This is a genomic window from Halorientalis marina (genome assembly GCF_023028345.1).
GTDB lineage: Archaea > Halobacteriota > Halobacteria > Halobacteriales > Haloarculaceae > Halorientalis > Halorientalis marina.
This window is the reverse complement of record NZ_CP095487.1, coordinates 157,602-180,024: the sequence shown is the minus strand read 5'-3', so window position 1 is coordinate 180,024 and position 22,423 is coordinate 157,602. Positions and strand designations below refer to the sequence as shown.

Genomic DNA, 22,423 nt, shown 5'->3' with positions numbered 1-22,423 from the left:
GTTCGGCAAACGACGTGAACCCCTTCGTTTCAACTGGAACGGGCCGCGGTACCGAGTCACGAACCGGCAGAGGGGGCGGCCGTGACGGTGGTCTGGGTGGCGACCGTCGGCACGGTGACGGTCCAGGTCAGCCCTCGTAGTCGCTGCCGACGACCTCGCGAATCCGCTCTGCGGTCACGTCGCCCACACCGTCGACGGCGAGGAGGTCGTCCTCGGTGGCGGTCATGACGGCCTCCACGCTCCCGAAGTGGGCGAGCAGGGAGCGGGCCGTGACCGGCCCGACCTCGGCGATGGCGGCGACGACGTACTCCTGCTGTTCGGTGAGGGTCTTCGAGGCCTTCTCGCCGTGGACGCTCACCTCGCGGTCGGCCGTCTCCTGTTCCCGGCTGGCGATGACCTCGAGCAGGTCCGCGGTCTCGTCCTCGTCGGCCGTCCGGAGGACGCTCGCGCCGAAGTCGACCGCCAGCGCCGACAGTGCCCCCCGGATGGCGTTGGGGTGGACGTTGCGCTCGCCGTAGAGGTCCTCGCCCTCGATGACGACGACCGGGCGGGCGTAGTGGCGGCCGGCGTCGCCGACCTGCTCGAACATCGAGCGGTCGCCGCCGGTCAGCGTATCGAGAAAGTCCGCCACCGACTTCCGCTCGACGACGACCCGGTCCGAGAGGACGTAGTCGCCCACCGAGAGCGTCTCCAAGCGTGTCTCGATCCCCTCGCGGGTCGAGAGGTCCCGCGCGATGGTCGAGTCCAGTTCCCGCTGGTCGGCGACGATCTCGACCGTCCCCTCGTCGGGGGCCGCCGTCGCGACGATTCCCTCTTCACCGCCGCAGTCACCCTCGCCCCCACCGCCGCCGTCGTCCGCCGCCCCCTCGACGCTCCCGTCCCCGCTTCCGCCCGCCGTCCCGTCGTCGGCATTGTCCCCGGTTTCGCCTGCGAAATCGGTGAGCCCCTGCTGTCCGGCCGCCGTCGCGCCGGCCGACGCGTCGGACCCCTCCGTTTCGCTTGCAGTTCCGCCCGCCGCGGTGTCGTCGCCGTCGGTGTCGTCACCCCCGCTGCCCGCGCGCCCGCTGTCGTCACCGTCTCCGCCGTCGCCGGCACCACCGCCGGCGCCGACACCACTGCTGTTGCCGGCACCACCATCCCCACCACCGCCGTCGCCGTCAGCACCATCCCCGCTCGCGTCGCCGTAGTCCTCGATGTCGGCCTGCTCGCCGAGTTCGGCCTCGATCTCGCCGGCCACGCCCTTCAGTTCCCGCAGTTCCGACTCCATTCGCTTCTCCTCGTTGCGGGACTTCCAGAAGTAGGCCTCGTCGCGGGTATTCTCGGCCAGGAGGACCACGACGCTGCCCTCGGTCTGTCGACCGGTCCGGCCCTGGCGCTGGATGGAGCGGATCGCCGTCGGCACCGGCTCGTAGAAGAGCACGAGGTCGACCTCGGGCACGTCCAGCCCCTCCTCGGCGACGGAGGTCGAGACCAGCACCTCGAACTCGCCCGCCCGGAACTCGTCCAGGGTCTCCTGTTGCTCGTTCTGGGTCATCCCGTCGCTGCCCTCGGTGTCGCTCTGCCCGACGAACTTCCGGGTCTCGAAGTGCTCGCCGAGAAAGTCGGTGAGGGTCTCCGCGGTGTCCCGGGACTCGGTGAAGACGATGACCCGCTCGCCGTCGTTCAGCCCCAGCGTCTCCGCCAGGAGGATGCGGGCCTGCCGGAACTTCGGGTGGAGGTCGTCGTACTCCTCGGCCCGGCGTATCGACTCCCGCACCTTGGGGTCCGAGACGAGCCGCTGGTCGGCCTTCGACGCCCCCGACGAGCGGGCAGCCTCTTTCAGCCGCTCGAAGTACCGCCGTAGCGACTCGACGCTCTGGGTCTCGACGTAGTTGACCGCCGTGTTGAGTTTCCGAATCTCGGCGTGGAAGCTCATTCCCTCGTACCCCTCCGACTGGTCGTTGTTCATCAGTTCACGCAGGCGGCCCTGAATCTGCACCAGTTCCTTCTCCGAGAGGTCCGGGCTGGTCTTGTTGGTCACACCGAGTTCCTTGAGCTTGCCCAGCCGGTCCGAGATGACGTCGTTCAACGCGTCGCGGATCTCGATCACCTCGTCGGGTAACTCGACGCGTTTCCACTCCAGGTCCGTCTCGTGGGTGTACTCGGCCACGTCGGCGTCGGCCTCGGTCATCACCTCCACCTCGTCGATGCCGAGGTTCTCACAGACCTCGAGGATGGCCTCCTCGTCGCCGCCCGGAGAGGCACTCATCCCCGTCACGAGCGGCCGTTCGGCGTCCGCGTGGTAGCGCTCGGCGATGTAGTTGTAGGCGTAGTCGCCGCTGGCGCGGTGACACTCGTCGAAGGTCAGGTGGGTCACGTCCGCGAGCGACACCCGGTTGCCCACGAGGTCGTTCTCGACGACCTGGGGCGTGGCGATGACCACGCGGGCCTCGCCCCACAGCGCCGCGCGGTCGTCGGGCCGGACCTCGCCCGTGAAGACGACGATCTCGTCGTCCGGGATTTCGAGGGCCTCGCGGTAGAAGTCGGCGTGCTGATTGACCAGCGGCTTCGTCGGCGCGAGAAAGAGCGCCTTCCCGCCGACTCCGTGGAGGCGGTCCGCGGTCACGAGCAGGGAGACGGTCGTCTTCCCCAGCCCCGTCGGGAGACAGACCAGCGTGTGCGCCGAGCCGGCGGCCTCGGCGAGCTGGAGCTGGTACTCCCGGTTTTCGAGCAGCCCTTCGGTCAGGAGGGGATGCTCGATGTGCGCGTCGACCTCGTCGGTCGCTGCCATCGCCCGCCGGTAGCCGGCGACGGCGGTTAAGGGTTCGCGTAGCGGGGTGGAAGTGAAGCGGGACAGTATCAGTCGTCGGCCGGTGCCCGCCGCTGCACTCCCGCCCCGGGCCCTTATGAATGGGGTCCGAACATATTCAGTCAGGTTCGCACCCGCTGGGAACGTCCTCGCGGGTTCATAACGGTCCGGCGGGTAGATCGGCGTAGGAGGGACCTGTATGCGAAAACCGACCCGGCGGGCGCTGATCGCTGCCGGCGGAACCATCGCCGCCGTCTCCGTCGCGGGATGTACGTCGGGCTCCTCGTCCTCGGTGCGACCGTCGCCATCGCCGTGGGCCGCGACGCCCTGCTCGACTGGCTCGCGGGTCGGCGGTCGACGCTCAACCGCGTCGCCGGCGCGATGCTCGTGCTGGCAGGGATCGGCCAGCTGATCGTCGCCGTCCCCGTCTGAGCCCGCCGTCGGTCGGGACGGATTTTCGCCGCCGACCTTCCCGCTCACGTGACGGTCTACGAGACGGATACACGACGGCCGCCGAGAGATGTTCCGCCGGCCCGACGCCGACAGCGAGAAAGTGTTCGACACGACGAGCCACAGACCCGCAACCTCGGGCCGATCCCGGCGGCTCGGGAGAGTCACGGCCGCACGGCAGCCCTTCCTTACAGCCCCACGGCCGGCAGATACGTGACGCCGACGAACATCGCGGTCGCGGCGACCAGCGGAATCGAGAGGTTGTCGTCGATCACGACGCCCCGGATAACGGGCTTGACGCCGTCGGCCAGCATCGCCGCTAGCCCGCCGAGGAGCGCCGCCGGGGGGGAGACGAAGAGGGCGGCGATGGTCGCACAGAGTGCGAACATGGCCGCGAGCACGCGACCCCGCTTGACGGTCCGGAGTTCGTTGTCGCTGAGCAGGCCCGCGACGGGGTCGGCCAGCGTCAGCATCAGCATCGCGGGCACGGCGATCTCGGGGCGGAAGACCAGCCCGGTCAGCGACCCGCTGAAGACGTAGAGCGCGTAGCCGGCGGGGTTGTCCTGCTCGTACTCCCGGGTGAGCTTCTCGAAGACGATCCACTCGATCCCGACGACGAGCCGGAGGAACTCCAGGAGGACGGCGGCGGCGACGCCACCGAGGAGGACGTACCGAATCTGCCCCCACGTCAGGAGGTCGGCGAGCCACAGCCCGGGGATGGCGGCCCCGCTGGCGTGGACCAGGCGGCGGACGACCTCGTTCGCCATCAGAAGTCGGCGACGGTTCGGTCGCCGGTCAGGAGGTCGCCGATGGTGCCGGCGAGGTCGTCGGTCCCCACCCGTGCCTGTGCGGTCGTGTCGCGGTCGCGGACGGTGACGGTGCCGTCCTCCAGCGTGTCGTAGTCGACGGTGACACAGAACGGCGTCCCCACCTCGTCCTGCCGGCGGTAGCGCCGGCCGATCGACCCCGAGTCGTCGTAGGCCACCTCGAACCCGGCCGCCCGGAGCCCCTCCGCGATCTCGCGGGCGCGCTCGTCCAGCCCGTCCTTGTCCATCAGGGGGAAGACCGCGACGCCTGTCGGCGCGACCTCGGGCGGGAGCGAGAGGACGGTCCGTTCTTCGCCGTCGTCGGCTTCCTCACCGCTCGGTTCCGCCCCACTCCCGCCGCCCTCGTCGACGGTCTCCCCCGCCTCGTCCGTCCGCAGGCCGTGTGCGAGGACGGTGTACACGATCCGGTCGACGCCGAAGGAGGGTTCGACGACGTGTGGCGTGACGTGTTCGCCGGCCTCGGTGACCTCCTCGACGGCGAAGCCGGTCTTCTCGACGGGGACGGTCCGGTCCTCGCCGTCGACCGCGACGGTTACTTCGTCACTCTCGAACGCCGACCGGTCGCGCTCGGCGAGGTCTTCCAGTGCGTCCTTCACCGCCCCGGCGTCGCCGCCGAACTCCGGCCCGAGATAGCTCATGTCGGGGTCGACAGTCGCCGTCTCGACGGTGACGGGGTCGTCGTACTGCTTGAAGATCGTGAAGTCGTCGTCGCCGTACTCGGCGTGTTTCGAGAGGTCGTAGTCGCCGCGGTAGGCGAAGCCGGTGATCTCGATCCAGTCGCCGCCGACCTCGGCCTCGGCGTCCCAGCAGTCCGCGGCGTAGTGGGCGAGTTCGCCCGACTGGTGCTGGCGGTAGCGAAAGCGGTCCATGTCGACGCCGACCCGCTCGTACCAGCCCTGCGCGACGCCGAGGTAGTAGGCCACCCAGTCGCTCCCGACGACGCCCGCATCGACGGCCTCGCGGACGGTCATCGTCCGCGGTTCGCCGTCGGCGTCTTCCTGCTCGGCCGCGGAGTACAGCGTCACCTCGACGTCCGCGACCCGTTCGAGCGGTGGCTCGTCGGTCTCGGGGTCGACGAAGTGTTCGAGTTCGGCCTGTGCGAACTCCCGGAGGCGGACCAGCCCTTTCCGGGGGCTGATCTCGTTGCGGTAGGCGGCGCCGATCTGGGCGACGCCGAAGGGGAGTTGCCCGCGCGCGTACTCCTTGAGCCGCGGGAACTCCACGAAGATTCCCTGCGCGGTCTCGGGGCGGAGATAGCCAGGCGACGAGGAGCCCGGGCCGATGTTCGTCCCGAACATGAGGTTGAAGTCCTCGACGGATTCGCCCGCCAGCGCAGTCCCGCAGGACGGACAGACCAGGTCGTGCTCGGCGATGAGGGCCTCGATGTCGGGGATGGCGATGGACTCGGCCTCCTCGATATCGGTCTCGTCCTCGACGAGGTGGTCGGCGCGGTGGGAGGCGCCACACTCCGGGCACTCGACGATCATGTCGTCGAAGCCGTCGAGGTGGCCGGAGGCCTCGAAGACGGGTTCGGGCATGATGGCGGGGGACTCGATCTCCATGTGACCCTCACGGCGGACGAACCGGTCGCGCCAGGCGTCCTGCAGGTTCTCCTTCAGCGTCGCGCCCTCGGGGCCGTAGACGTAGAAGCCGGCGACGCCGCCGTAGGCGCCGCTGGACTGGAAGAAAAAGCCCCGACGCTTCGCCAGCTCGGTCAGGCGTTCGTCCTCGCTCATACCAGTGCTTTCAGGAGATCGATGTCCTGGACGATACCGGACACGGAGTCGCCGCTGACCAGCGGTATCTGTTCGATACCGTTGTCGAGCATCAACTGGGCGACCTCCCGGGCTGTCCGGTGGCCGGAGACCGTCACGAGGTCGTTGCTCATGAAGTTCCGGACGGGTTCGACCGGGATCTCGACGTTGCGGGTGGGCATGTAGCTGTTGCCGACGGCCTTGACCGACTCCCACTTCCAGTCGTCGTCGTCGTCGGCGATGGACTCGCCGGTGTCGGCCTCGCCCTCGACGACCCGGGCCACGTCCAGCACGTCGACCTCGGTGATGATGCCACACATATCGCCGTCGTCGTCGAGGACGACGGCGTAGGGAACGTTCGCGTGGGAAATCTCCCGTTCGGCGACGGGGAGGGGTGCCTCGATCCACACGCAGTTGATCGCCCGGGTGGCGAGGTCGCCGACCTCGCTGTCGCCGTCGACGTTGCCCTCCGCGATGGCCCGGACCACGTCGGTCACGGTGATGATGCCCTCGAGCTCGTCGCCCACGACCGGCACTCGGCGCGCCCCTTTCTCGACCATCAGGGTCGCCACGTCGGTGATGTCGGTGTCGGCGGTCGTCGTGGGGACCTCCTCGACCAGCAGGGCCAGCTGGTCCTCGTCGGGCTGTTCGATCAGCGCGTCACGCGAGACGATGCCGCGGAACTCCTCGCCGTCCTCGGTCTCCTTGATGACCGGCACCGACGAGAATCGGCGCTCCTGGAGGTACTCCAGCACGTCGTCACGCGTCCCCGGGATCTCGACCGTGACGACCTCTGAGCGTAGCGTCATGGCGTCTGCGACGTTCATATTGCCTCCATCTCCTGCCCCCTGCTACTAAGTCCTTGCACTTCGGTCTTCGTCCCCCCATCGCTCGCCGCCCCCGTTCTCCCTCGGCGGTCCCGACCGCCGCCCGTACCACTGTCCATGCGAACGCATACCAATGGCGATTAACTCACAACTGTGTTAGACAACCCCGAACGCTTCCGGCACGTTTATATGTGCGTGTGTACCATTCTCACACATGGCGCCGGAATCAGCTGCCACGGATTCGGTCGCGGAGTGTGAAGCCATGGCCTCTGTCGATAGCGACGAGTTCATCATCGCCTATCCCTGCCAGGACGACGCCTGGCTCGCCACACCGCTCGGCAACGCCCGCTCGCTCGACGAGTGGCGGTAAGGTCCGGCCCCTTTCGTTTTGCCACCTCGCCAGCGCGGCGACGATGACTGAAGCTTTTTGACCGCTCCCCGCCTGGACCTCGATATGGATTACCTGGAAGTCGACGGTGCCCGGGAGTACGTCGCCCGGCTCGACCACGGTGTTGGCTGGCGCGAGCAGATCGAGGCCTTCGCCGACGAGGAGGGCATCGACGCCGCCTTCTTCGTCGGTCTCGGGGCCGTCCAGGACGCGACGCTTTTCTTCTACGACCAGGACGACCAGGAGTACTACGACGTCGAGTTCGACGAACCGTTCGAGGTCGTGCCCGCGGTCGGGAACATCTCGTGGCTCTACGACGAGCGGTTCGCGCACACGCACATGACCCTCTCGCGGGAGGACGGCAGCGTCGTCGCGGGCCACCTCGACGAGGCGACGACCTTCGCGGGCGAACTGTACGTCCGGGAGTTCGACGCGAAACTCGAACGGGAGCACGACGAAACGACCGACCTCGACCTCTGGACGCTGTAGATGCGCGAGGCCGACGAACGCTACTTCGAGCGACTGGAGACCGAACTCGATACGGCCTTCGACGTGGCCGAGCGGGCCCGCGAGCGCGGCGGCGACCCCGCCGAATCCGTCGAAATCCCGACCGCCCGGGACATGGCCGACCGCGTCGAGAACATCCTCGGGATCGAGGGCGTCGCCGAGCGCGTCCGCGAACTCGAAGGCGAGATGAGCCGCGAGGAGGCCGCCCTCGAACTCGTCGAGGACTTCGTCGAGGGCACCGTCGGCGACTACGACACCAAGGGCGGCAAGGTCGAGGGCGCGGTGCGGACCGCCGTTGCCCTGCTCACCGAGGGGGTCGTCGCAGCCCCCATCGAGGGCATCGACCGCGTCGAGGTACTGGAAAACGACGACGGCACCGAGTTCGTCAACGTCTACTACGCCGGCCCCATCCGCTCGGCGGGCGGGACCGCACAGGCCCTCTCCGTGCTCGTCGCCGACTACGCCCGCGCGCTCCTGGGCATGGACGAGTACCAGGCCCGCGACGACGAGATCAACCGCTACGCCGAGGAGGTCGACCTCTACGACCAGGAGACGGGCCTGCAGTACTCGCCGAAGGACAAGGAGACGAAGTTCATCGCCGAACACGTCCCGATCATGCTGGACGGCGAGGCCACCGGCGAGGAGGAGGTCTCGGGCTACCGCGACCTCGAACGCGTCGACTCGAACTCGCCCCGGGGCGGGATGTGTCTCGTCCTCGCAGAGGGGATCGCCCTCAAGGCGCCCAAGATACAGCGCTACACCCGCAACCTGGAGGAGGTCGACTGGCCCTGGCTCCAGGACCTCATCGACGGCACCATCGGCGAGGACGACGAGGGTGACGAGAGCGACGACACCGACGACGAGGCGGCCGAGGATGGCGAGGCGGACGCTGACGAGAATGAGGGCGACGGGGCCGACGACCCGGCCGGCCCGCCGCGCGCGGAGCCCAACGGGAAGTTCCTCCGGGACCTGATCGCCGGGCGGCCGGTGTTCGGCCACCCGAGCGAAGCCGGGGGCTTCCGGCTGCGCTACGGCCGCGCGCGCAACCACGGCAACGCGACGGCGGGCGTCCACCCCGCCACGATGCACCTCGTCGACGACTTCCTCGCGACGGGCACCCAACTGAAGACCGAACGCCCCGGGAAGGCCGCCGGGGTCGTCCCCGTCGACTCCATCGAGGGGCCGACCGTCAGGCTGGCAAACGGCGACGTGCGCCGCATCGACGACCCCGAGGAGGCCCTGGAACTCCGCAACGGCGTCGAGCGGATCATCGACCTCGGGGAGTACCTCGTCAACTACGGCGAGTTCGTCGAGAACAATCACCCGCTCGCCCCCGCCTCCTACGCCGTCGAGTGGTGGGAAGGCGAGTTCGAGCGCACCGACGCCGACGTCCAGGCGATGCACGACTCGGTCCGTGTCGACCTCGACGATCCCACCCCCGCGGAGGCCGTCGAGTGGGCTACCGAGTACGACGCCCCCCTCCACCCGAAGTACACCTACTGCTGGCACGACATCTCCGTCGCGGAGTTCGCGACGCTCGCGGACGCCGTCGAGGCGGCGAGCGTCGCGGCGACCGACGGCGCCGTCATGGACCGCGACGATGACGACGATGCCATCTCGGGCGACGACCTCGTCATCCCCCGTCGGGACGGCGTCGCACGAATCGTCGAGGACCTCCTCGTCGAACACCACCGGACCAAGGAGTCACTGATCGTCGCCGACTGGCGCCCGCTCGCGCTCTCGCTGGGCTTCGACGAGGACCTCGACCGCGACTGGACGCATGACTCCCTCTCCGTCCACGCTCGCGAGTTCGCCGACGGCGAGAACGCCATCGAGGCCGTCAACGAGGTCGCGCCCTTCACCGTCCGGGAGCGCGCTCCCACCCGCATCGGCAACCGGATGGGTCGCCCGGAGAAATCGGAGTCCCGCGAACTCTCGCCGGCCGTCCACACCCTCTTTCCCATCGGCGAGGCCGGCGGCAGTCAACGCGACGTGAGCAAGGCCGCCTCGGCCGGCGACCAGGTCGACGGCACCCGCGGCGAGGTCGAGGTCCAGGTCGGCCGCCGCCGCTGTACCGACTGTGGCGCCGAGACCTACCACGCCCGGTGCCAGGAGTGCAACGGCACCACCGAGGCCGTCTACGTCTGCCGGGACTGCGACATCGAGGTCGAGCCCGATTCCGCCGGCCGCGCGGAGTGTCATCGCTGTGAGTCGCTGGCCTCCCCCGTCCGCAGGACCACCGTCAGCGTCCGCGAGGAGTTCCACGACGCCCTCGAAACCGTCGGCGAGCGCGAGAACGCCTTCGACGTGCTCAAAGGCGTCAAGGGGCTCTCCTCGAAGGAGAAGACGCCCGAGCCCATCGAGAAGGGCATCCTCCGGGCCAAGCACGGCGTCTCCGCGTTCAAGGACGGCACCGTCCGCTACGACATGACCGACCTCCCCGTCACGTCGGTCCGCCCCGCCGAACTCGACGTGACCGCCGACCAGTTCCGCGGCCTGGGCTACGAGACGGACATCCACGGCGACCCGCTCCGCCACGACGACCAGCTCGTCGAACTGAACGTCCAGGACGTGATCCTCTCCGACGGCGCCGCAGAGCACATGCTCAAGACCGCCGACTTCGTCGACGACCTGCTGGAGTCCTACTACGGCCTCGACCCCTACTACGAGGTCGACGACCGCCAGGACCTCGTCGGCGAACTCGTCTTCGGAATGGCGCCACACACCAGCGCGGCGACAGTTGGCAGAATTGTCGGCTTCACGTCAGCTGCGGTCGGGTACGCGCATCCGTACTTTCACGCCGCGAAGCGGCGGAACTGCTTCCATCCGGACACGGAGATTCGGTACGAGGATGAGAACGGGACGTTGCGATACGAGTCGGTCACGCGGTTCGTGGAGCAGCGACTCGATGACCCGAAAACGGACGACTTCGGCGTCGAGGTGGCGGACCTCGACGAAACCGTCCGTGTCCAGTCGCTCGACGCCGACGGCAACTGGGTGCGAAAACCGGTCGACGCGGTCTCGAAGCATCCCGCACCCGACCATCTCGTCGAAATAGAAACCGAGAGCGGGCGGTCCATCACTGTTACGCCCGACCACTCCATGGTCCGCTGGGGTGATGGCGTCGAGACGGCCGACGCACACGAACTCGAAGCCGGGGACGCGATTCCAGTACCCGAGGACACCGCGACCACCACCAGTACTGCCGAACGAACTGCAGTCGGTGACGGTGGGACGAACGTTGAAGTAGTAGACCGGGTCGAATTTGTCCCGTCGGATGTCGAGCACACGTACTGCCTCACGGTCGCGGACACGAACAGAGTCGTCGCGAACGGCATGGCCGTCGCCCAGTGTGACGGTGACGAGGACTGTGTGATGCTCCTCCTCGACGGCCTGCTGAATTTCAGCAAGAAGTACCTCCCGGACAAACGTGGCGGGAGCGTCGCCGAGGACTCGCGGCTCGTCGCCGTCGACCCGGACGACAACGTCCGCTTCCTGAGCTTCGACGAGTTCTGGAGCGAACTCGACGCCCCGCTGGCGGTCGACGGGAAGTTCCGGAAGCGGACCTGCGCGATGGAGGGCTGGCGAACCTACGCCTTCGACGAGAACCACGAGGCGTCGCTCCAGCCGATCGAGAAGGCCATTCGGTACCGCGCGGACGACGACGAGGAACTCGTCCGGGTCGAGACGCAGCTCGGCCGGTCGCTCGAACTGACGAAACAGCACAGTCTGTTCCGGTACGACGACGGTATCGAGGAAGTCGCCGGTGCGGACCTCTCGGAAGGCGACCTCGTCGTCGCGCCCCGAAACCTCGCCGTCGAACCGGAACGGACCACCATCGACGCGGTCGGGGCCGTCGACGACCCGTACGTCGTCATCGACGACCACGTCGAGGACCTGCTGACGACCGCGTGGGAGACGACCGACCGCGGGAGTCCGACCCACGAGGCGTTCAAGTCGGGACTCGCCTACCGCTTGAACAAGGGGAAAATACCGTTCGAGCGGTTCGAGCGCATCCTCGACCGTGCTGGATTCGAGGTCCCACGAGACGTGCAGATTGGTCTCGAAGGGTCCTCGGATGGCATCACACGTCAGTTCGACATCGACGAGGACTTTGCCTGGGTACTCGGGCTGTTCGTCGCCGAAGGCACCACGTCGACGGTCTGTCCGGCGATCCACAATGCCGACGAAACCCTCGTCGACCGCGCAGCCGAGAGTATCGAGGAGACGCTCGGTACCGAACCGGGCCGGCGCTGGTCGAACCGTGCGTACGAACTGCGCTTCCCGGCGGTGTTCCGGGACGTGCTGTACCACCTCGGATTCGAGAACGCCGATTCGTACGATTCCAGTGAGAAGGTCGTACCCGAGTGCATCCTGCACGCGCCGCGCGAGATCGTCCGTTCGTTCCTGCGCGGCTTCATCGCTGGCGACGGGAGCGACACATCGGACGACAACGTCACCACCGTCGGTTTCCACACGACGAGCGACGACGTGAAAGACGGGCTCGTCTTCCTCCTCCACCGCCTCGGACTGGTCGCGAACGTCTCCGAGCGGACGGACCGGGCGGGCAACAGACAGGACATCTACACCGTCACGGTCTCGGGCGGTGCCGACGACAATCCGCTCCACCGCGTCCTCGACGGCGAGGACCCCTACCACCCGGAGAGCCTCGTCGTGACGATTCCCGACGCGTTGATGGAGATTCGGGAGATGGACATCGAGGGTGTCGAGCAGCTGATCCCGAAGTACCTGAAACGCCGGGACAACATCTCACTGGAGAAACTGCGAGAGATCGTTCGGGAACTCGAATCCCGTGACCTGCCCGATGGTGCCCCGGAGCGACTCGACGACCTCCGCCCGCTCGTCGACGGTGACCTCTCCTACCTCCGGGTGAAAGAGGTCGAGACGGTCGAGTACGACGGCTACCTCTACGATCTGCAGGTCGGGGGCGAGCCGATCTTCACCGCCGACTGGCTCTACGCACACAATTCCATGGACGCGCCCCTGGTCATGTCCTCCCGGATCGACCCCTCGGAGATCGACGACGAGGCACACAACATCGACATCGACCGGGAGTACCCGGTGGAGTTCTTCGAGGCGACGCGGGAGATGGCCGACCCCGAGGACGTCGAGGATCTGGTCACCATCGCGGAGTCGACCCTGGGGACCGACCGGGAGTACACGGGCTTCGGGCACACTCACGACACGAGCGACATCGCGCTCGGCCCGGACCTCTCGGCGTACAAGACGCTGGACGACATGATGAAGAAGATGAACGCCCAGCTCGAACTCGCCCGGAAGCTGCGGGCCGTCGACGAGACGGACGTGGCCGAGCGCGTCATCGAGTACCACTTCCTGCCCGACATCATCGGCAATCTCCGGGCGTTCTCCCGGCAGGAGACGCGCTGTCTCGACTGCGGCGAGAAGTACCGCCGCGTCCCCCTGACCGGCTACTGCCGGGCCGAGACCGACGCCGGCGGGCAGTGTGGCGGCGAGCTCACGCTCACCGTCCACCAGGGGTCGGTCAACAAGTACATCGAGACCGCCCTCACCGTCGCGGAGGAGTACGGTGCTCGCGAGTACACCAAACAGCGTCTGGAGATCCTCAAACAGTCGATCGAGCGAGTGTTCGAGAACGACAAGAACAAACAGAGCGGCATCTCCGATTTCATGTAACCACCTTTTTCCGCTCGGGTTCGCGCTCCGCGCGAACCGCTCGCGCAAAAACGTGGGCGAAAAAGGCCGAACTCGCGCCGACGGCGCGAGTTCGGTGTCCTCGCGAGTGACCGCAGGGAACAAGCGAGGGCTCGGAAGTCGCAGCCCGCGAGCGACCGCGGGGAGCGAGCGGGACCGTCTTCCGGCGAACCGCGGCGCTTCGCGCCGCGGATGCTTACTCCCCCGCTCCGTCCACTTCCTCCACTCCGCGTCCACGACAACCGCCACCCATTTTTATCGCCTCGCCGACCGAAGGTTCGGGTATGTCATCGGAGGACACACAGCCGACGTTCGGACAGACCGTCTACGACGACGAGGGGAACGAACTCGGCCGCATCCGCGGGTTCGACGAACACGGCTTCTACGTGACGCTCGACGACGGCATCGAAGCGTTCTCCGAGGAGCACATCGTCGCGGGCCACGAGTTCGGTGAAGCCGAACTGATGTGGCGCTGCTGGGAGTGCGGCGAGATGGGGCGACTCGACGACGACCTCCCCTCGGCCTGCCCCTCCTGTGGCGCGAGCAAAGAGGACCTCTACTACTGGACCGAAGACTGAGCGTGGAGATTCTGGTCTTCGGCGCGGGCAGTCTCGGCTCCCTGCTCGGTGGCCTACTGGCCCGCGAACACGACGTGACGCTGGTCGGCCGCGACCCCCACGCCGCCACGGTCGCAGCGGAGGGCCTGCGGGTCACCGGCGCGGTCGAGACGACCGTCCAGCCCCGGGCCGTCACCGCCCTCCCCACGGACTGCCGCGCCGACCTCGCCGTCGTGACGGTCAAGGCCTACGACACCGACGAGGCCGCCCGGGCGCTTTCGGACTGCGATCTCGACGCCGCACTCTCCCTCCAGAACGGACTGGGCAACGAGGCGACGCTGGCGGCCCACCTGGACTGCCCGGTACTGGCTGGCACCTGCACGTACGGGGCGATTCTGGAGGACCCGGGCCGGGTCGCCTGTACCGGCGTCGGCGAGGTCGTCCTCGGCGCACGCGGGGGTGGCGCGTCGACGACGGCCGACGAGGTGGGGGCGGCCTTCGACGCGGCGGGGGTCGAGACGACCGTAGCGACGGACATGCCCCGCCGGCTCTGGGAGAAGCTGGCGGTCAACGCGGGCATCAACGCGACGACCGCGCTCGCCCGCGTCGAGAACGGCGCGCTGCTCGACGGGCCAGCCCGGGAGGTGGCGGCCGACGCCGCCCGCGAGACGGCCCGTGCGGCGCGAGCGGCGGGCGTCGACCTCGCCGACGACGAGGCGGTGGCGGCCGTCGGGCGGGTGGCGGAAGCGACGGCGGCGAACACCTCCTCGATGCGCCAGGACTGCCAGGACGGGCGGCGGACGGAGGTCGACGCCATCAACGGGTACGTGGCCGACCGTGCCGAACGGGCGCCGGTCAACCGCACGCTCGCGGGGTTGCTCCGTGCCTGGGAGCGGGCCCGTGACCTGCGGTGAGGCGCTGGGGCGCGGCCGGCCGTTGGCGAGGAGCGCAGTGAAAGGTGGAAAGGTTTAGTGGCGCGGGGGGCCGAGACGCTGGTGATGGAGATTTTCGGGTCGAGCGGCGTCCGCGGGGTCGCGAACGAGTACCTCAACCCCGAGTTCGTCACCCACATCGCCACGGCCGCGGGGTCGGTCTGGGACGCCGATCGGGTCGCGCTCGCCCGTGACACGCGCGCGACGGGCGAGATGCTTAGCAACGCCGCCGCGGCCGGCCTCGCGAGCGCCGGCTGTGACGTGGACCGCCTCGGCGTCCTCCCCACGCCGGGGCTGCAGGCCTACTGCGAGGCCGAGGGCACTCCCGGGCTGATGGTGACGGCCTCGCACAACCCGCCGGCGTACAACGGCGTAAAACTCGTCGGTGCCGACGGGGTCGAACTCCCGACCGGGACGCTCGAACGCGTCGAGGAGCGCCTGCTCACCGAGGAGTTCGAGACGGTCCCCTGGTCCGAGACCGGCGACGAGCGCCGCGTCGAGGACGCGGCCGACCGCTACGTCGACCAGCTCCTGGCCGCCGTCGACGGCGAGCGCATCGCCGATGCCGACCTCACCGTCGCGCTGGACCCCGGCCACGGCGCGGGCGCGGCGACCAGCCCCCGGGTTTTCCGCGAACTCGGCTGTGAGGTGATCACCGTCCACGCCCAGCCCGACGGGCGGTTCCCCGGGCGCGACCCCGAACCGGTCGCGGAGAACCTCGCGGACCTCGGTCGCCTCGTGCGGACGACCGACGCCGATCTCGGGGTGGCCCACGACGGCGACGCGGACCGCGCCATCTTCTTCGACGAGACCGGGGAGTTCGTCGAGGGCGACTCCGCGCTGGCGGCGCTGGCGGCGCAAGAACTCTCCGCCGGCGACGTGGCGGTCTCGGCGGTCAACGTCTCACAGCGGCTCGTCGACGTGGTCGACACCGTCGGCGCCGACCTCTCGCTGACGGCCATCGGGAGCACGAACATCATCACCCGCATCAGGGACCTCCAGGAGGCGGGCGAGCGCGTCCCCGTCGCCGGCGAGGGCAACGGCGGGATCCTCTTTCCCGACTACCGGCTGGCTCGCGACGGCGCCTACACCGCGGCGCGGTTCTGCGAACTCATCGTCGACCGACCGGCGAGCGAGGTCGTCGCCCCCTACGACGACTACCGCTTCCTCCGGATGGACGTGGAGTACGACGGCGAGACGGAGCGGGAGGCCCTGCTCGACGCCGTCGAGCGGGTCGCTCGCGAGGCCGACGCCACGCTCGATACGACCGACGGCTACCGGCTCGATTACGGCGATTCGTGGGTACTGGCGCGGCCGAGCGGGACCGAACCCGTCGTCCGCGTCTACGCCGAGTCGGCAGACCCCGAGCGGACCGCGACGCTGGCCGAACGGATGCACGAGGCGATGACCGACGCCACCTAGGGGGCGGGCAGTTCGTCGAGGCGGTCGGTCAGCCGCTCGCGAGCGTCGCGAGCGCGGTCGAGTTCCTCGGCAACTGCGCCGGACGCCAGCCGATCCCGTTCCGCGTCGGTGAGCTGGCTCCGTGCCCGCGCGCTCCGGCGCAGGCGCTCGTAGTCGGTCTCGGCCGGGAGACCGCGGACGGTCCGGAGGGCGACCAGTACGTCGTCGTCGGCGAACCGGCCGGCGACCTGGATCAGTTCGCGGACGCGCCACCCGAGCACGTCCGCGGCCGGCGGCGGCCAGTCGACGGTCAGCGGCTCGGCGTCCAGCCGCCGGAGGTAGGTCTGACTCGTCGCCACGGCCCGCTTCAGCGCGTCGGGGTCGTCGACGTAGTGGGAGAGTTTCGAGGTCGAGAAGTCGGCGTACTCCAGCAACTGGGGGATCGGCTCGGTCCCCGGTTCGTGGGTCTCGACGTACTCGACGAGGTCCTCGGGGGGGTCCCGGAAGCCGACCAGCGGGAAGGCGGTCGTCCGGGCGACGAAATCGAGCACTTTGCGGGCGCCCGCCTCCCGCTTGAACTCCCCGAAGGCCTCGGTGACGGCGTCGTTGTAGGTCTCGATGGGCTCCCGCAGGCGCTCGACCGGGGCGTCGAGGTCGGCCTCGCCGAGTTCCTGGAGGTCCGCCAGGTCGGCGATGTGTTCGTCGAGGTCGCGGATGCGGCTCCGGGCGCGTTTCCGGAGCTTCCGGTACCGTTCCTCGGTCGCGCGGCGTTCCTCTAGGAGCCCCACCTCCTCGGCGACGGGGTCGATGGCCTCGCGGGCGCGGGCGAAGTCCTTCTCCGTGAGGCGGCGCTGTTGCATCACGTCGTCGACCTCCTCGAAGCGCTCGCGCTCGTCGAGGTCCTCGGGGAGCCGCTCGATGAACGTCGCCATCGCCTCCTGGAACTCGATGAAGATCTTGAAGTCGCCGTCGCCGGTGGCCTGCTCCTCGTAGCGGTCGAAGAGGTCCGTAAGCTCCTCGTAGTGGTCGGCGAGGCGTTCGAGGCGCTCCTCCCCGGCGGACTCGACCCGCTCGCAGGCGCGCTCGTGGGCGCTGGCCGCCCGGTCGAGGTCGTCGAGCAGGCCGTCGACGGCGGCGAGGTCGTCCCCCTGCATGGCTGGCGTCACTCGTAGACGTCCTCGGGGTCGAACACCTGCTCGCCGACCGTCTCTCCGTCGATGGTCCGGTAGAAACACGACTCGTAGCCGGTGTGACAGGCCCCGCCCGTCTGTTCGACGAGGTAGAGCAGGGCGTCGCCGTCGCAGTCAACCCTGATCTCCTCGATTTCCTGCGTGTGGCCGCTCGATTCCCCCTTCTGCCAGAGTTCCTCGCGACTCCGCGAGTAGTAGTGTGCCAGCCCCGTCTCCCGGGTCCGCGCGACCGCCTCCGGCGTCACGTACGCGAGCATGAGGACCTCGCCCGAGTCGGCGTCCTGTGCCACCGCCGGCAGGAGGCCCGCCTCGTCGAACGCGAGGTCGACACCGTCCGTGTCCATACCCCCTCCCACGCCCGTCCAGCCGATATGTCTTGTGTCACGCCCATCCAGCCTACTGATATCGGAACTGAAAATCGGGTGGAGTGACGTATTCGAAACCGATTCTCGGGCCGATACACTCGCTTTTTGTTTCTGAGACGGTTTTCAGAAACTGTAATTTCGGGCGTGCGTTGATATACGGGGCGTCGAGAGGGTGTGATATGAACCGACGGTCGTTCCTTAGGCGGGCCGGGGTCGGGGGAACGGTCGCGGCGGCCGGCTGTCTCGGCGGCGGGGGGGAGGTCGTCGCCAGCGAGACCGGGACGGTGACAGTCGAGCCGTACTCGGCGTGGGTCGAAGAGATTCCGGACGTGAGCGACGACGGCGGGACCATCTCCTACACCGCCGAGTGTGACCGGAAGTTCGACGTGTACTTTTTCACCGGCGAGGAGGCCCTGGCGGCCTACGAGGACTACGTCGAGCAGAAAGCGTCCGAGCAGACCCCCAGCGCGGCGAGCGCGGATATGCCGAAAGGCGACCAGTCCATCGGGCAGACGGCGACCGAGGGCTCGGACGGCCGCTACCGCGCCGCCACGAGCGACGGCGGCGCCCGCCAGGAAATCGACGGCGCCGGTCCCTACTACTTCGTCCTCGACAACTCGAACTACCCCGCGGCCGGCGGCGCCTTCCTCGACGACCCGCCCGAGACCCGGTGGATCGAACTCGACCTCACGGTCACCGAAAAACAGTTCAGCCTGCCGGTCTGACTCGGAACCGACAACACCGGGCCGCCGCCCGTACTCACCCATGGGATTTCTCGCCGACCTCCGTGACTCCTTCGGCACGCAGCCGGTCTTTACGCTCCTGTATCTCTACAGCCTCGTCGCCGCGGTCGTCCTCCTCCCCGCGACCCTCCTGCTCGCCGTCCAGGGCGTCACGCCGGGCAACGAAGTCCTCTGGATCGCCGTCGTCGCGGTCGGCGTCAGCATCTCGGCCGTCTGGACCGTCGCCTACCCCGTCTACGACCAGGTCGTCTAGAAGAGCCCGAGCGCGCCCAGGGCGCTGACGAGCAGGTCGCCGTAGACGAAGGCCACGACGATCCCGGCACACACCGGGACGAGGAAGGGGATACCCGGCGTGACCCACACCGCCTCTTCCTCGGCCACGTGGTCGAGGCCGTGCCGGAGCGTCTCGGGCATCGTGCCGTAGGCGTCGGTCGTCTCGAGGAACGCCTCCGCCCCCCAGGGGTCGTCGTACTCGCCCGTCTCACCGGCTTCGAGGTCGCTCACCGGCGGCACGTCGCCGCCGCTGCCGTCACCGGCCAGCGAGTCCCCGCCCACGTCCACGGCGGCGTCGGCCGTCACCGCGCCGTCGGTTGGCGGGTTGGGGTCGTCGGGGAGCGTCGACGGGTCCCGGTAGTGGGCAGGCGCCCGCCGGAGTTCCGACAGCGTGAGGCCGCGCCACCGGAGGTACATCCGGAGCGCGTCGAGGTCGAGCCCGCGCCGGCGCGGGACGACCGCAGTTACGAGCCGGTCGCCCAGTCCGCCGGATTCGCGGCTGCTCATCAGTTTCCCGTAGGTCGTCGGCAGGTCCGTGACCGGCACGCTGAGCCCGGAGAACATCTCCCGCGAGACGGTTCCGCCGGCCAGGTTCCGGACCGCGAGGACGAACGGGTACGCGAGCCCACAGACGATGGCGTTCGAGAGGACGGTAAAGGAGAACACGGGCAGTGGCGCCTGTTCGAGCGGGAACAGCGTCCGCGCGACCGTAATCTCCGGATAGACGGGAAAGAGGACGGCGATAGTCATCAGCGCACGGGCGTCGGCGCCGCCGAACGCGCCGATGTAGTGAAAGAGGAAGCCCAGGGGAATCAGAAACCCGACGCCGAGCGCCGTCGACACGAGGAAGGTCTGGTAGTTGAGGCCGCCGAGTGCGGCCGCCTGTTGCCAGTCGAGATAGAGGAGGACGGCGCCGAGCGTCGTCAGCGGCGCCCAGTAGATACTCGGCACTCGACGGGTCTTGATGTCGCGCCAGGCGATGGCGGCGAACACGGGGATCGTCGCGAGTCGGACCAGGTCCGTGGCCGACGCCGTCAGCGGACCAACGTCTACCACGTTCGTCGTTCGCGGGACCGACCCAAATAACCGTTCCGGCTACGAAACCGCGTTAGATGACGCGGTTCTGGAGGTAGTCGAGGTGCTTGGCGTTGTAGACGATCTTGACCTCGTCGGCGTCCGGACTGCCGATGCAGGTCAGGCGAACGTTCTTGTCCTCGACCTCTTCGTCGCTGAGGATCTGCTGCATATCCATGTCGATCTCGCCGTCGACGACGATGGCTGCGCAGTTCGCACAGGCACCGGCGCGACACGAGAAGGGCCAGTCGTAGCCCTGGGCCTCGGCGGCTTCGAGGATGTACTCGCCCTCGTTCACGTCGAGGGAGCCGTAGTCCTCGTCGTCGAGGCCGGCATCGGCCGCCTTCTCGAACGTCTCGTCGTCGTACATGTCCCAGCCGTGGTCGTCCAGTACTTCGTAGTTAAGATATTCAACCGTGGGCATCAATGTGACTGTTAGACCCCCTTACAATTAGACCTTGCTGTTCTCGCGTGCGTTCACCGTCTATCGTGAAGGATCACGCCTCGTGTGCTGGGCGGCCGACCGACACGACGGGCGCCGTCTATAACCAGGGGGCGTACCGGAAGACGACGAACGCCGCGGCCGTCGCGATGGCCGGGACGACGTTCTGGAGCAGGATGACGCGGGCGGTCGTGCCCGGCTCGAACAGGTCCGATGCCTCGGGGATGTCCTCCGTGCCCTCCTCGCCGATGGGTTCGGTCTCGATATCCGGATCCGTCCGTTCGCCGCCGACCGTCGGCGCGTCCTCGGCCGCCAGCGCCCCCACGGACACGTCCGGGGGGTCGTCCCGCACGGCGTCTGATATCGTCGCCGTCCGGGTCGCACGCCCCCAGCCCAGGCCGACGATGCTCATCGTCGCGACGATGACGAAACTCGCGGGCACGCCCAGCTCCGAGAGGATCGCCACCACGGTCGAACTCACCACGGCGACGATCAGCGCCGCCAGCAGGGGCAGTTCGGTCAGGTCGTTGCCGACCGTATCCAGCGTCCGGCGGGCGATGGTGAAGGCCCCGAGACCCAGCCCCGCCGCGCCGAGCAGGATTCCCTGGTTGACCGTCAGCACGTCACTGCCCACGAGCGGCGCGACGGCGTTGGGCACGTTCGAGGCCCCCGCCGAGAACGCCATGTAACAGGCGATACCGACGACCAGCGAGGTACCGACGAACTCCCGGCGGGTCGTGTTCGGCCCGAGCGTCAGCCACGGGAAACCGGCGTCGTGGGAAACGGTGACGAGCGCTCCCTCGGTCTGGGTGACGGCGAACCACTCCACCAGCCGGGGGTAGAGATAGCGGCCGATGACGCCGCTGATCCAGAAGGCGATGAGCGGCGAGACGATCCACCAGGTGACGATCCGGCCCATCTCCCCCCAGTTCAGCGAGTTCGTCGCCAGGCCCAGCCCCGCGATGGCACCGACCGCCGTCATCGACGTGGAGGCCGGGACGCCGACGACGTTCGAAAGAAAGAGCGCCATCCCGACGAAAAAGAGGACGACGATGCTGATTTCGAGCGTGAAGGTGCCCTGCGGGACGATGCCCTCCGAGAGGGTCGTGATGACGTTCCGGCCGACGGTGGCGCCGCCCAGCAGGGCGAACCCAGTCATTAGCGCCGCCGCGCCGACCTTCGAGATGGTCTTACTGCCGACCGCCGGGCCGAAGGCGACGCTCGTCGACGAACCGCCGATGTTGAACCCGACGAAAAGCGAGATGAGGAGTCCCACGACGAGCAGCACGGCGACCATATCAGTTCGTTCACGTGTGGCCGACGTAAGCCCCTCGGAAGCGGCACGCCGTACCGCTCGCGGCGGGACCCGAAGGTTTTCCGCCCGGCCGCACCCAGCCTCTGGCATGTTCCCCGAGTTCGAGGTCGTTCCGGCCGTGGACATGCAGGACGGGCAGGTCGTCCAGCTGGTCGGCGGCGAGCGCGGCACCGGCAAGGAGTACGGCGACCCCGTCGAGGCCGCCGAGCGCTGGGTCGAGGCCGGGGCGCGGACGCTCCACCTCGTCGACCTCGACGGCGCCTTCGAGGGCGAACGGCAGAACGCCCCCGCCGTCGATGCCATTCTGGACGTTCGTGACGCCTGGGCGTCACGAAGCGGCCAGTCGCCGACGGCGTCTGGCAAGCCTGTCGACGTCTCCGTCCAACTGGGCGGGGGCATCCGCACCGTCGACGACGCCGTTGCCCTGCTCGACCGCGGCGTCGACCGCGTCATCCTCGGCACCGCCGCCGTCGAGACGCCCGAAATCGTCGCCGACATCAGCGAGGAACACCCCGGTTCCGTCGTCGTCAGCCTCGACGCGAAGGATGGGGAGGTGGTCGTCTCCGGCTGGACCGAGGGCACCGGGCTCGACCCCGCCGAGGCCGCGGCCCGCTACGCCGAGCTCGGGGCCGGCGCTATCCTCTTTACCGACGTGGACGTCGAGGGGCAGCTGGAGGGCGTCCGCACCGACCCGGTCCGCCGCGTCGTCGACGCCGTGGACATCCCCGTGATCGCCAGCGGCGGCGTCGCCACCCTCGACGACGTGCGCGACTTACAGGCCGCCGGCGCCGCCGCCGTCGTCGTCGGGAGCGCGCTCTACGAGGGGCAGTTCACGCTCGAAGACGCGATGGCCGCGGTGGAGTGAGGGCCGCTCACGCCGCCCCGGTCTCCGCCCG

Annotated in this window: 19 protein-coding genes; 10 read left to right on the top strand and 9 right to left on the bottom strand. The window is 68.7% G+C overall.

Annotated features, from left to right (window positions below; translation table 11 throughout):
* Positions 1–127: 127 nt before the first annotated feature.
* The gene (locus MUG96_RS01000) at positions 128–2,770 is read right to left on the bottom strand and encodes a DEAD/DEAH box helicase (protein ID WP_246985700.1); all 2,643 of its coding nucleotides are present in this window, start codon (positions 2,768–2,770) and stop codon (positions 128–130) included.
* Positions 2,771–3,055: 285 nt separating this feature from the next.
* On the opposite strand from MUG96_RS01000, the gene MUG96_RS00995 reads away from it, so the two are divergent.
* Positions 3,056–3,220, top strand: coding sequence for a hypothetical protein (locus tag MUG96_RS00995; RefSeq protein ID WP_246985699.1), 165 nt, complete (start codon positions 3,056–3,058; stop codon positions 3,218–3,220).
* A gap of 206 nt (positions 3,221–3,426) precedes the next feature.
* On the opposite strand, the gene MUG96_RS00990 is transcribed toward MUG96_RS00995, so the two are convergent.
* From MUG96_RS00990 to MUG96_RS00980, 3 genes are read right to left on the bottom strand one after another with little or no spacing between them, the layout of a single operon-like run.
* Positions 3,427–4,005 (bottom strand): diacylglycerol/polyprenol kinase family protein, encoded by a 579-nt coding sequence (locus MUG96_RS00990; protein WP_246985698.1) that lies wholly within the window; start codon positions 4,003–4,005, stop codon positions 3,427–3,429.
* Positions 4,005–5,801, bottom strand: a complete 1,797-nt coding sequence (gene glyS, locus MUG96_RS00985) for a glycine--tRNA ligase (protein WP_246985696.1) — start codon at positions 5,799–5,801, stop codon at positions 4,005–4,007. Before glyS ends, MUG96_RS00990 begins: the two co-directional genes overlap by 1 nt.
* Entirely contained in the window at positions 5,798–6,646 is an 849-nt protein-coding gene (locus MUG96_RS00980; RefSeq protein ID WP_246985694.1) for a CBS domain-containing protein, read from the bottom strand. Before MUG96_RS00980 ends, glyS begins: the two co-directional genes overlap by 4 nt.
* A 214-nt stretch (positions 6,647–6,860) precedes the next feature.
* Between MUG96_RS00980 and MUG96_RS00975 the strand changes: the two genes are divergently transcribed.
* The 6 genes from MUG96_RS00975 (at position 6,861) to glmM (ending at position 16,146) form a co-directional block, all read left to right on the top strand.
* Positions 6,861–7,016, top strand: a complete 156-nt coding sequence (locus tag MUG96_RS00975) for a DUF7556 family protein (protein WP_246985692.1) — start codon at positions 6,861–6,863, stop codon at positions 7,014–7,016.
* A gap of 84 nt (positions 7,017–7,100) precedes the next feature.
* Positions 7,101–7,523: a PPC domain-containing DNA-binding protein gene (locus MUG96_RS00970; protein ID WP_246985690.1), complete on the top strand. Its 423-nt coding sequence runs from the start codon at positions 7,101–7,103 to the stop codon at positions 7,521–7,523.
* A complete protein-coding gene (polC, locus tag MUG96_RS00965; protein ID WP_246985688.1) occupies positions 7,524–13,217 on the top strand; it encodes a DNA polymerase II large subunit in 5,694 nt (1,897 codons plus the stop codon).
* A gap of 302 nt (positions 13,218–13,519) precedes the next feature.
* A complete protein-coding gene (locus tag MUG96_RS00960) occupies positions 13,520–13,813 on the top strand; it encodes a DUF7130 family rubredoxin-like protein (protein ID WP_246985686.1) in 294 nt (97 codons plus the stop codon).
* Positions 13,814–13,815: 2 nt separating this feature from the next.
* Positions 13,816–14,706, top strand: coding sequence for a ketopantoate reductase family protein (locus tag MUG96_RS00955; protein WP_246985684.1), 891 nt, complete (start codon positions 13,816–13,818; stop codon positions 14,704–14,706).
* An 84-nt stretch (positions 14,707–14,790) separates the two neighbouring features.
* Entirely contained in the window at positions 14,791–16,146 is a 1,356-nt protein-coding gene (gene glmM, locus MUG96_RS00950; protein WP_246988724.1) for a phosphoglucosamine mutase, read from the top strand.
* Here the strand turns inward: glmM and MUG96_RS00945 are convergent.
* Entirely contained in the window at positions 16,143–17,279 is a 1,137-nt protein-coding gene (locus MUG96_RS00945; RefSeq protein ID WP_246985682.1) for a DUF7118 family protein, read from the bottom strand. The two genes, glmM and MUG96_RS00945, sit on opposite strands and share 4 nt — an antisense overlap.
* An 8-nt stretch (positions 17,280–17,287) precedes the next feature.
* Positions 17,288–17,659, bottom strand: a complete 372-nt coding sequence (gene hisI / locus MUG96_RS00940; protein WP_246985681.1) for a phosphoribosyl-AMP cyclohydrolase — start codon at positions 17,657–17,659, stop codon at positions 17,288–17,290.
* A 200-nt stretch (positions 17,660–17,859) separates the two neighbouring features.
* Between hisI and MUG96_RS00935 the strand changes: the two genes are divergently transcribed.
* Together MUG96_RS00935 and MUG96_RS00930 are read left to right on the top strand one after the other, a co-directional pair.
* Positions 17,860–18,405: a hypothetical protein gene (locus MUG96_RS00935; protein ID WP_246985679.1), complete on the top strand. Its 546-nt coding sequence runs from the start codon at positions 17,860–17,862 to the stop codon at positions 18,403–18,405.
* A gap of 40 nt (positions 18,406–18,445) precedes the next feature.
* Entirely contained in the window at positions 18,446–18,676 is a 231-nt protein-coding gene (locus MUG96_RS00930) for a hypothetical protein (RefSeq protein ID WP_246985677.1), read from the top strand.
* On the opposite strand, the gene MUG96_RS00925 is transcribed toward MUG96_RS00930, so the two are convergent.
* The 3 genes from MUG96_RS00925 to MUG96_RS00915 all read right to left on the bottom strand — a co-directional run bounded on the left by MUG96_RS00925 (position 18,673) and on the right by MUG96_RS00915 (position 21,509).
* Positions 18,673–19,752 (bottom strand): A24 family peptidase, encoded by a 1,080-nt coding sequence (locus MUG96_RS00925; protein ID WP_246985675.1) that lies wholly within the window; start codon positions 19,750–19,752, stop codon positions 18,673–18,675. The genes MUG96_RS00930 and MUG96_RS00925 overlap by 4 nt on opposite strands.
* Positions 19,753–19,804: 52 nt before the next feature.
* Positions 19,805–20,194 carry a ferredoxin Fer gene (gene fer, locus MUG96_RS00920; protein ID WP_246985673.1) on the bottom strand — a complete coding sequence of 130 codons (390 nt, stop codon included), beginning with the start codon at positions 20,192–20,194 and terminating at the stop codon, positions 19,805–19,807.
* A 118-nt stretch (positions 20,195–20,312) separates the two neighbouring features.
* Positions 20,313–21,509 (bottom strand): inorganic phosphate transporter, encoded by a 1,197-nt coding sequence (locus MUG96_RS00915; RefSeq protein ID WP_246985671.1) that lies wholly within the window; start codon positions 21,507–21,509, stop codon positions 20,313–20,315.
* Between the two features lie 106 nt (positions 21,510–21,615).
* On the opposite strand from MUG96_RS00915, the gene hisA reads away from it, so the two are divergent.
* Entirely contained in the window at positions 21,616–22,392 is a 777-nt protein-coding gene (gene hisA, locus MUG96_RS00910; protein WP_246985669.1) for a 1-(5-phosphoribosyl)-5-[(5-phosphoribosylamino)methylideneamino]imidazole-4-carboxamide isomerase, read from the top strand.
* The last annotated feature ends 31 nt before the right edge of the window (positions 22,393–22,423 follow it).

What these genes read in the sequence shown, in the direction of transcription:
- MUG96_RS01000 (WP_246985700.1), bottom strand. Translation starts at nt 2,770, where the DNA reads ATGGCAGCGACCGACGAGGTCGACGCGCACATCGAGCATCCCCTCCTG.
- MUG96_RS00995 (WP_246985699.1), top strand. Translation starts at nt 3,056, where the DNA reads ATGTACGTCGGGCTCCTCGTCCTCGGTGCGACCGTCGCCATCGCCGTG.
- MUG96_RS00990 (WP_246985698.1), bottom strand. Translation starts at nt 4,005, where the DNA reads ATGGCGAACGAGGTCGTCCGCCGCCTGGTCCACGCCAGCGGGGCCGCC.
- glyS (WP_246985696.1), bottom strand. Translation starts at nt 5,801, where the DNA reads ATGAGCGAGGACGAACGCCTGACCGAGCTGGCGAAGCGTCGGGGCTTT.
- MUG96_RS00980 (WP_246985694.1), bottom strand. Translation starts at nt 6,646, where the DNA reads ATGAACGTCGCAGACGCCATGACGCTACGCTCAGAGGTCGTCACGGTC.
- MUG96_RS00975 (WP_246985692.1), top strand. Translation starts at nt 6,861, where the DNA reads ATGGCGCCGGAATCAGCTGCCACGGATTCGGTCGCGGAGTGTGAAGCC.
- MUG96_RS00970 (WP_246985690.1), top strand. Translation starts at nt 7,101, where the DNA reads ATGGATTACCTGGAAGTCGACGGTGCCCGGGAGTACGTCGCCCGGCTC.
- polC (WP_246985688.1), top strand. Translation starts at nt 7,524, where the DNA reads ATGCGCGAGGCCGACGAACGCTACTTCGAGCGACTGGAGACCGAACTC.
- MUG96_RS00960 (WP_246985686.1), top strand. Translation starts at nt 13,520, where the DNA reads ATGTCATCGGAGGACACACAGCCGACGTTCGGACAGACCGTCTACGAC.
- glmM (WP_246988724.1), top strand. Translation starts at nt 14,791, where the DNA reads ATGGAGATTTTCGGGTCGAGCGGCGTCCGCGGGGTCGCGAACGAGTAC.
- MUG96_RS00945 (WP_246985682.1), bottom strand. Translation starts at nt 17,279, where the DNA reads ATGCAGGGGGACGACCTCGCCGCCGTCGACGGCCTGCTCGACGACCTC.
- hisI (WP_246985681.1), bottom strand. Translation starts at nt 17,659, where the DNA reads ATGGACACGGACGGTGTCGACCTCGCGTTCGACGAGGCGGGCCTCCTG.
- MUG96_RS00935 (WP_246985679.1), top strand. Translation starts at nt 17,860, where the DNA reads ATGAACCGACGGTCGTTCCTTAGGCGGGCCGGGGTCGGGGGAACGGTC.
- MUG96_RS00930 (WP_246985677.1), top strand. Translation starts at nt 18,446, where the DNA reads ATGGGATTTCTCGCCGACCTCCGTGACTCCTTCGGCACGCAGCCGGTC.
- fer (WP_246985673.1), bottom strand. Translation starts at nt 20,194, where the DNA reads ATGCCCACGGTTGAATATCTTAACTACGAAGTACTGGACGACCACGGC.
- MUG96_RS00915 (WP_246985671.1), bottom strand. Translation starts at nt 21,509, where the DNA reads ATGGTCGCCGTGCTGCTCGTCGTGGGACTCCTCATCTCGCTTTTCGTC.
- hisA (WP_246985669.1), top strand. Translation starts at nt 21,616, where the DNA reads ATGTTCCCCGAGTTCGAGGTCGTTCCGGCCGTGGACATGCAGGACGGG.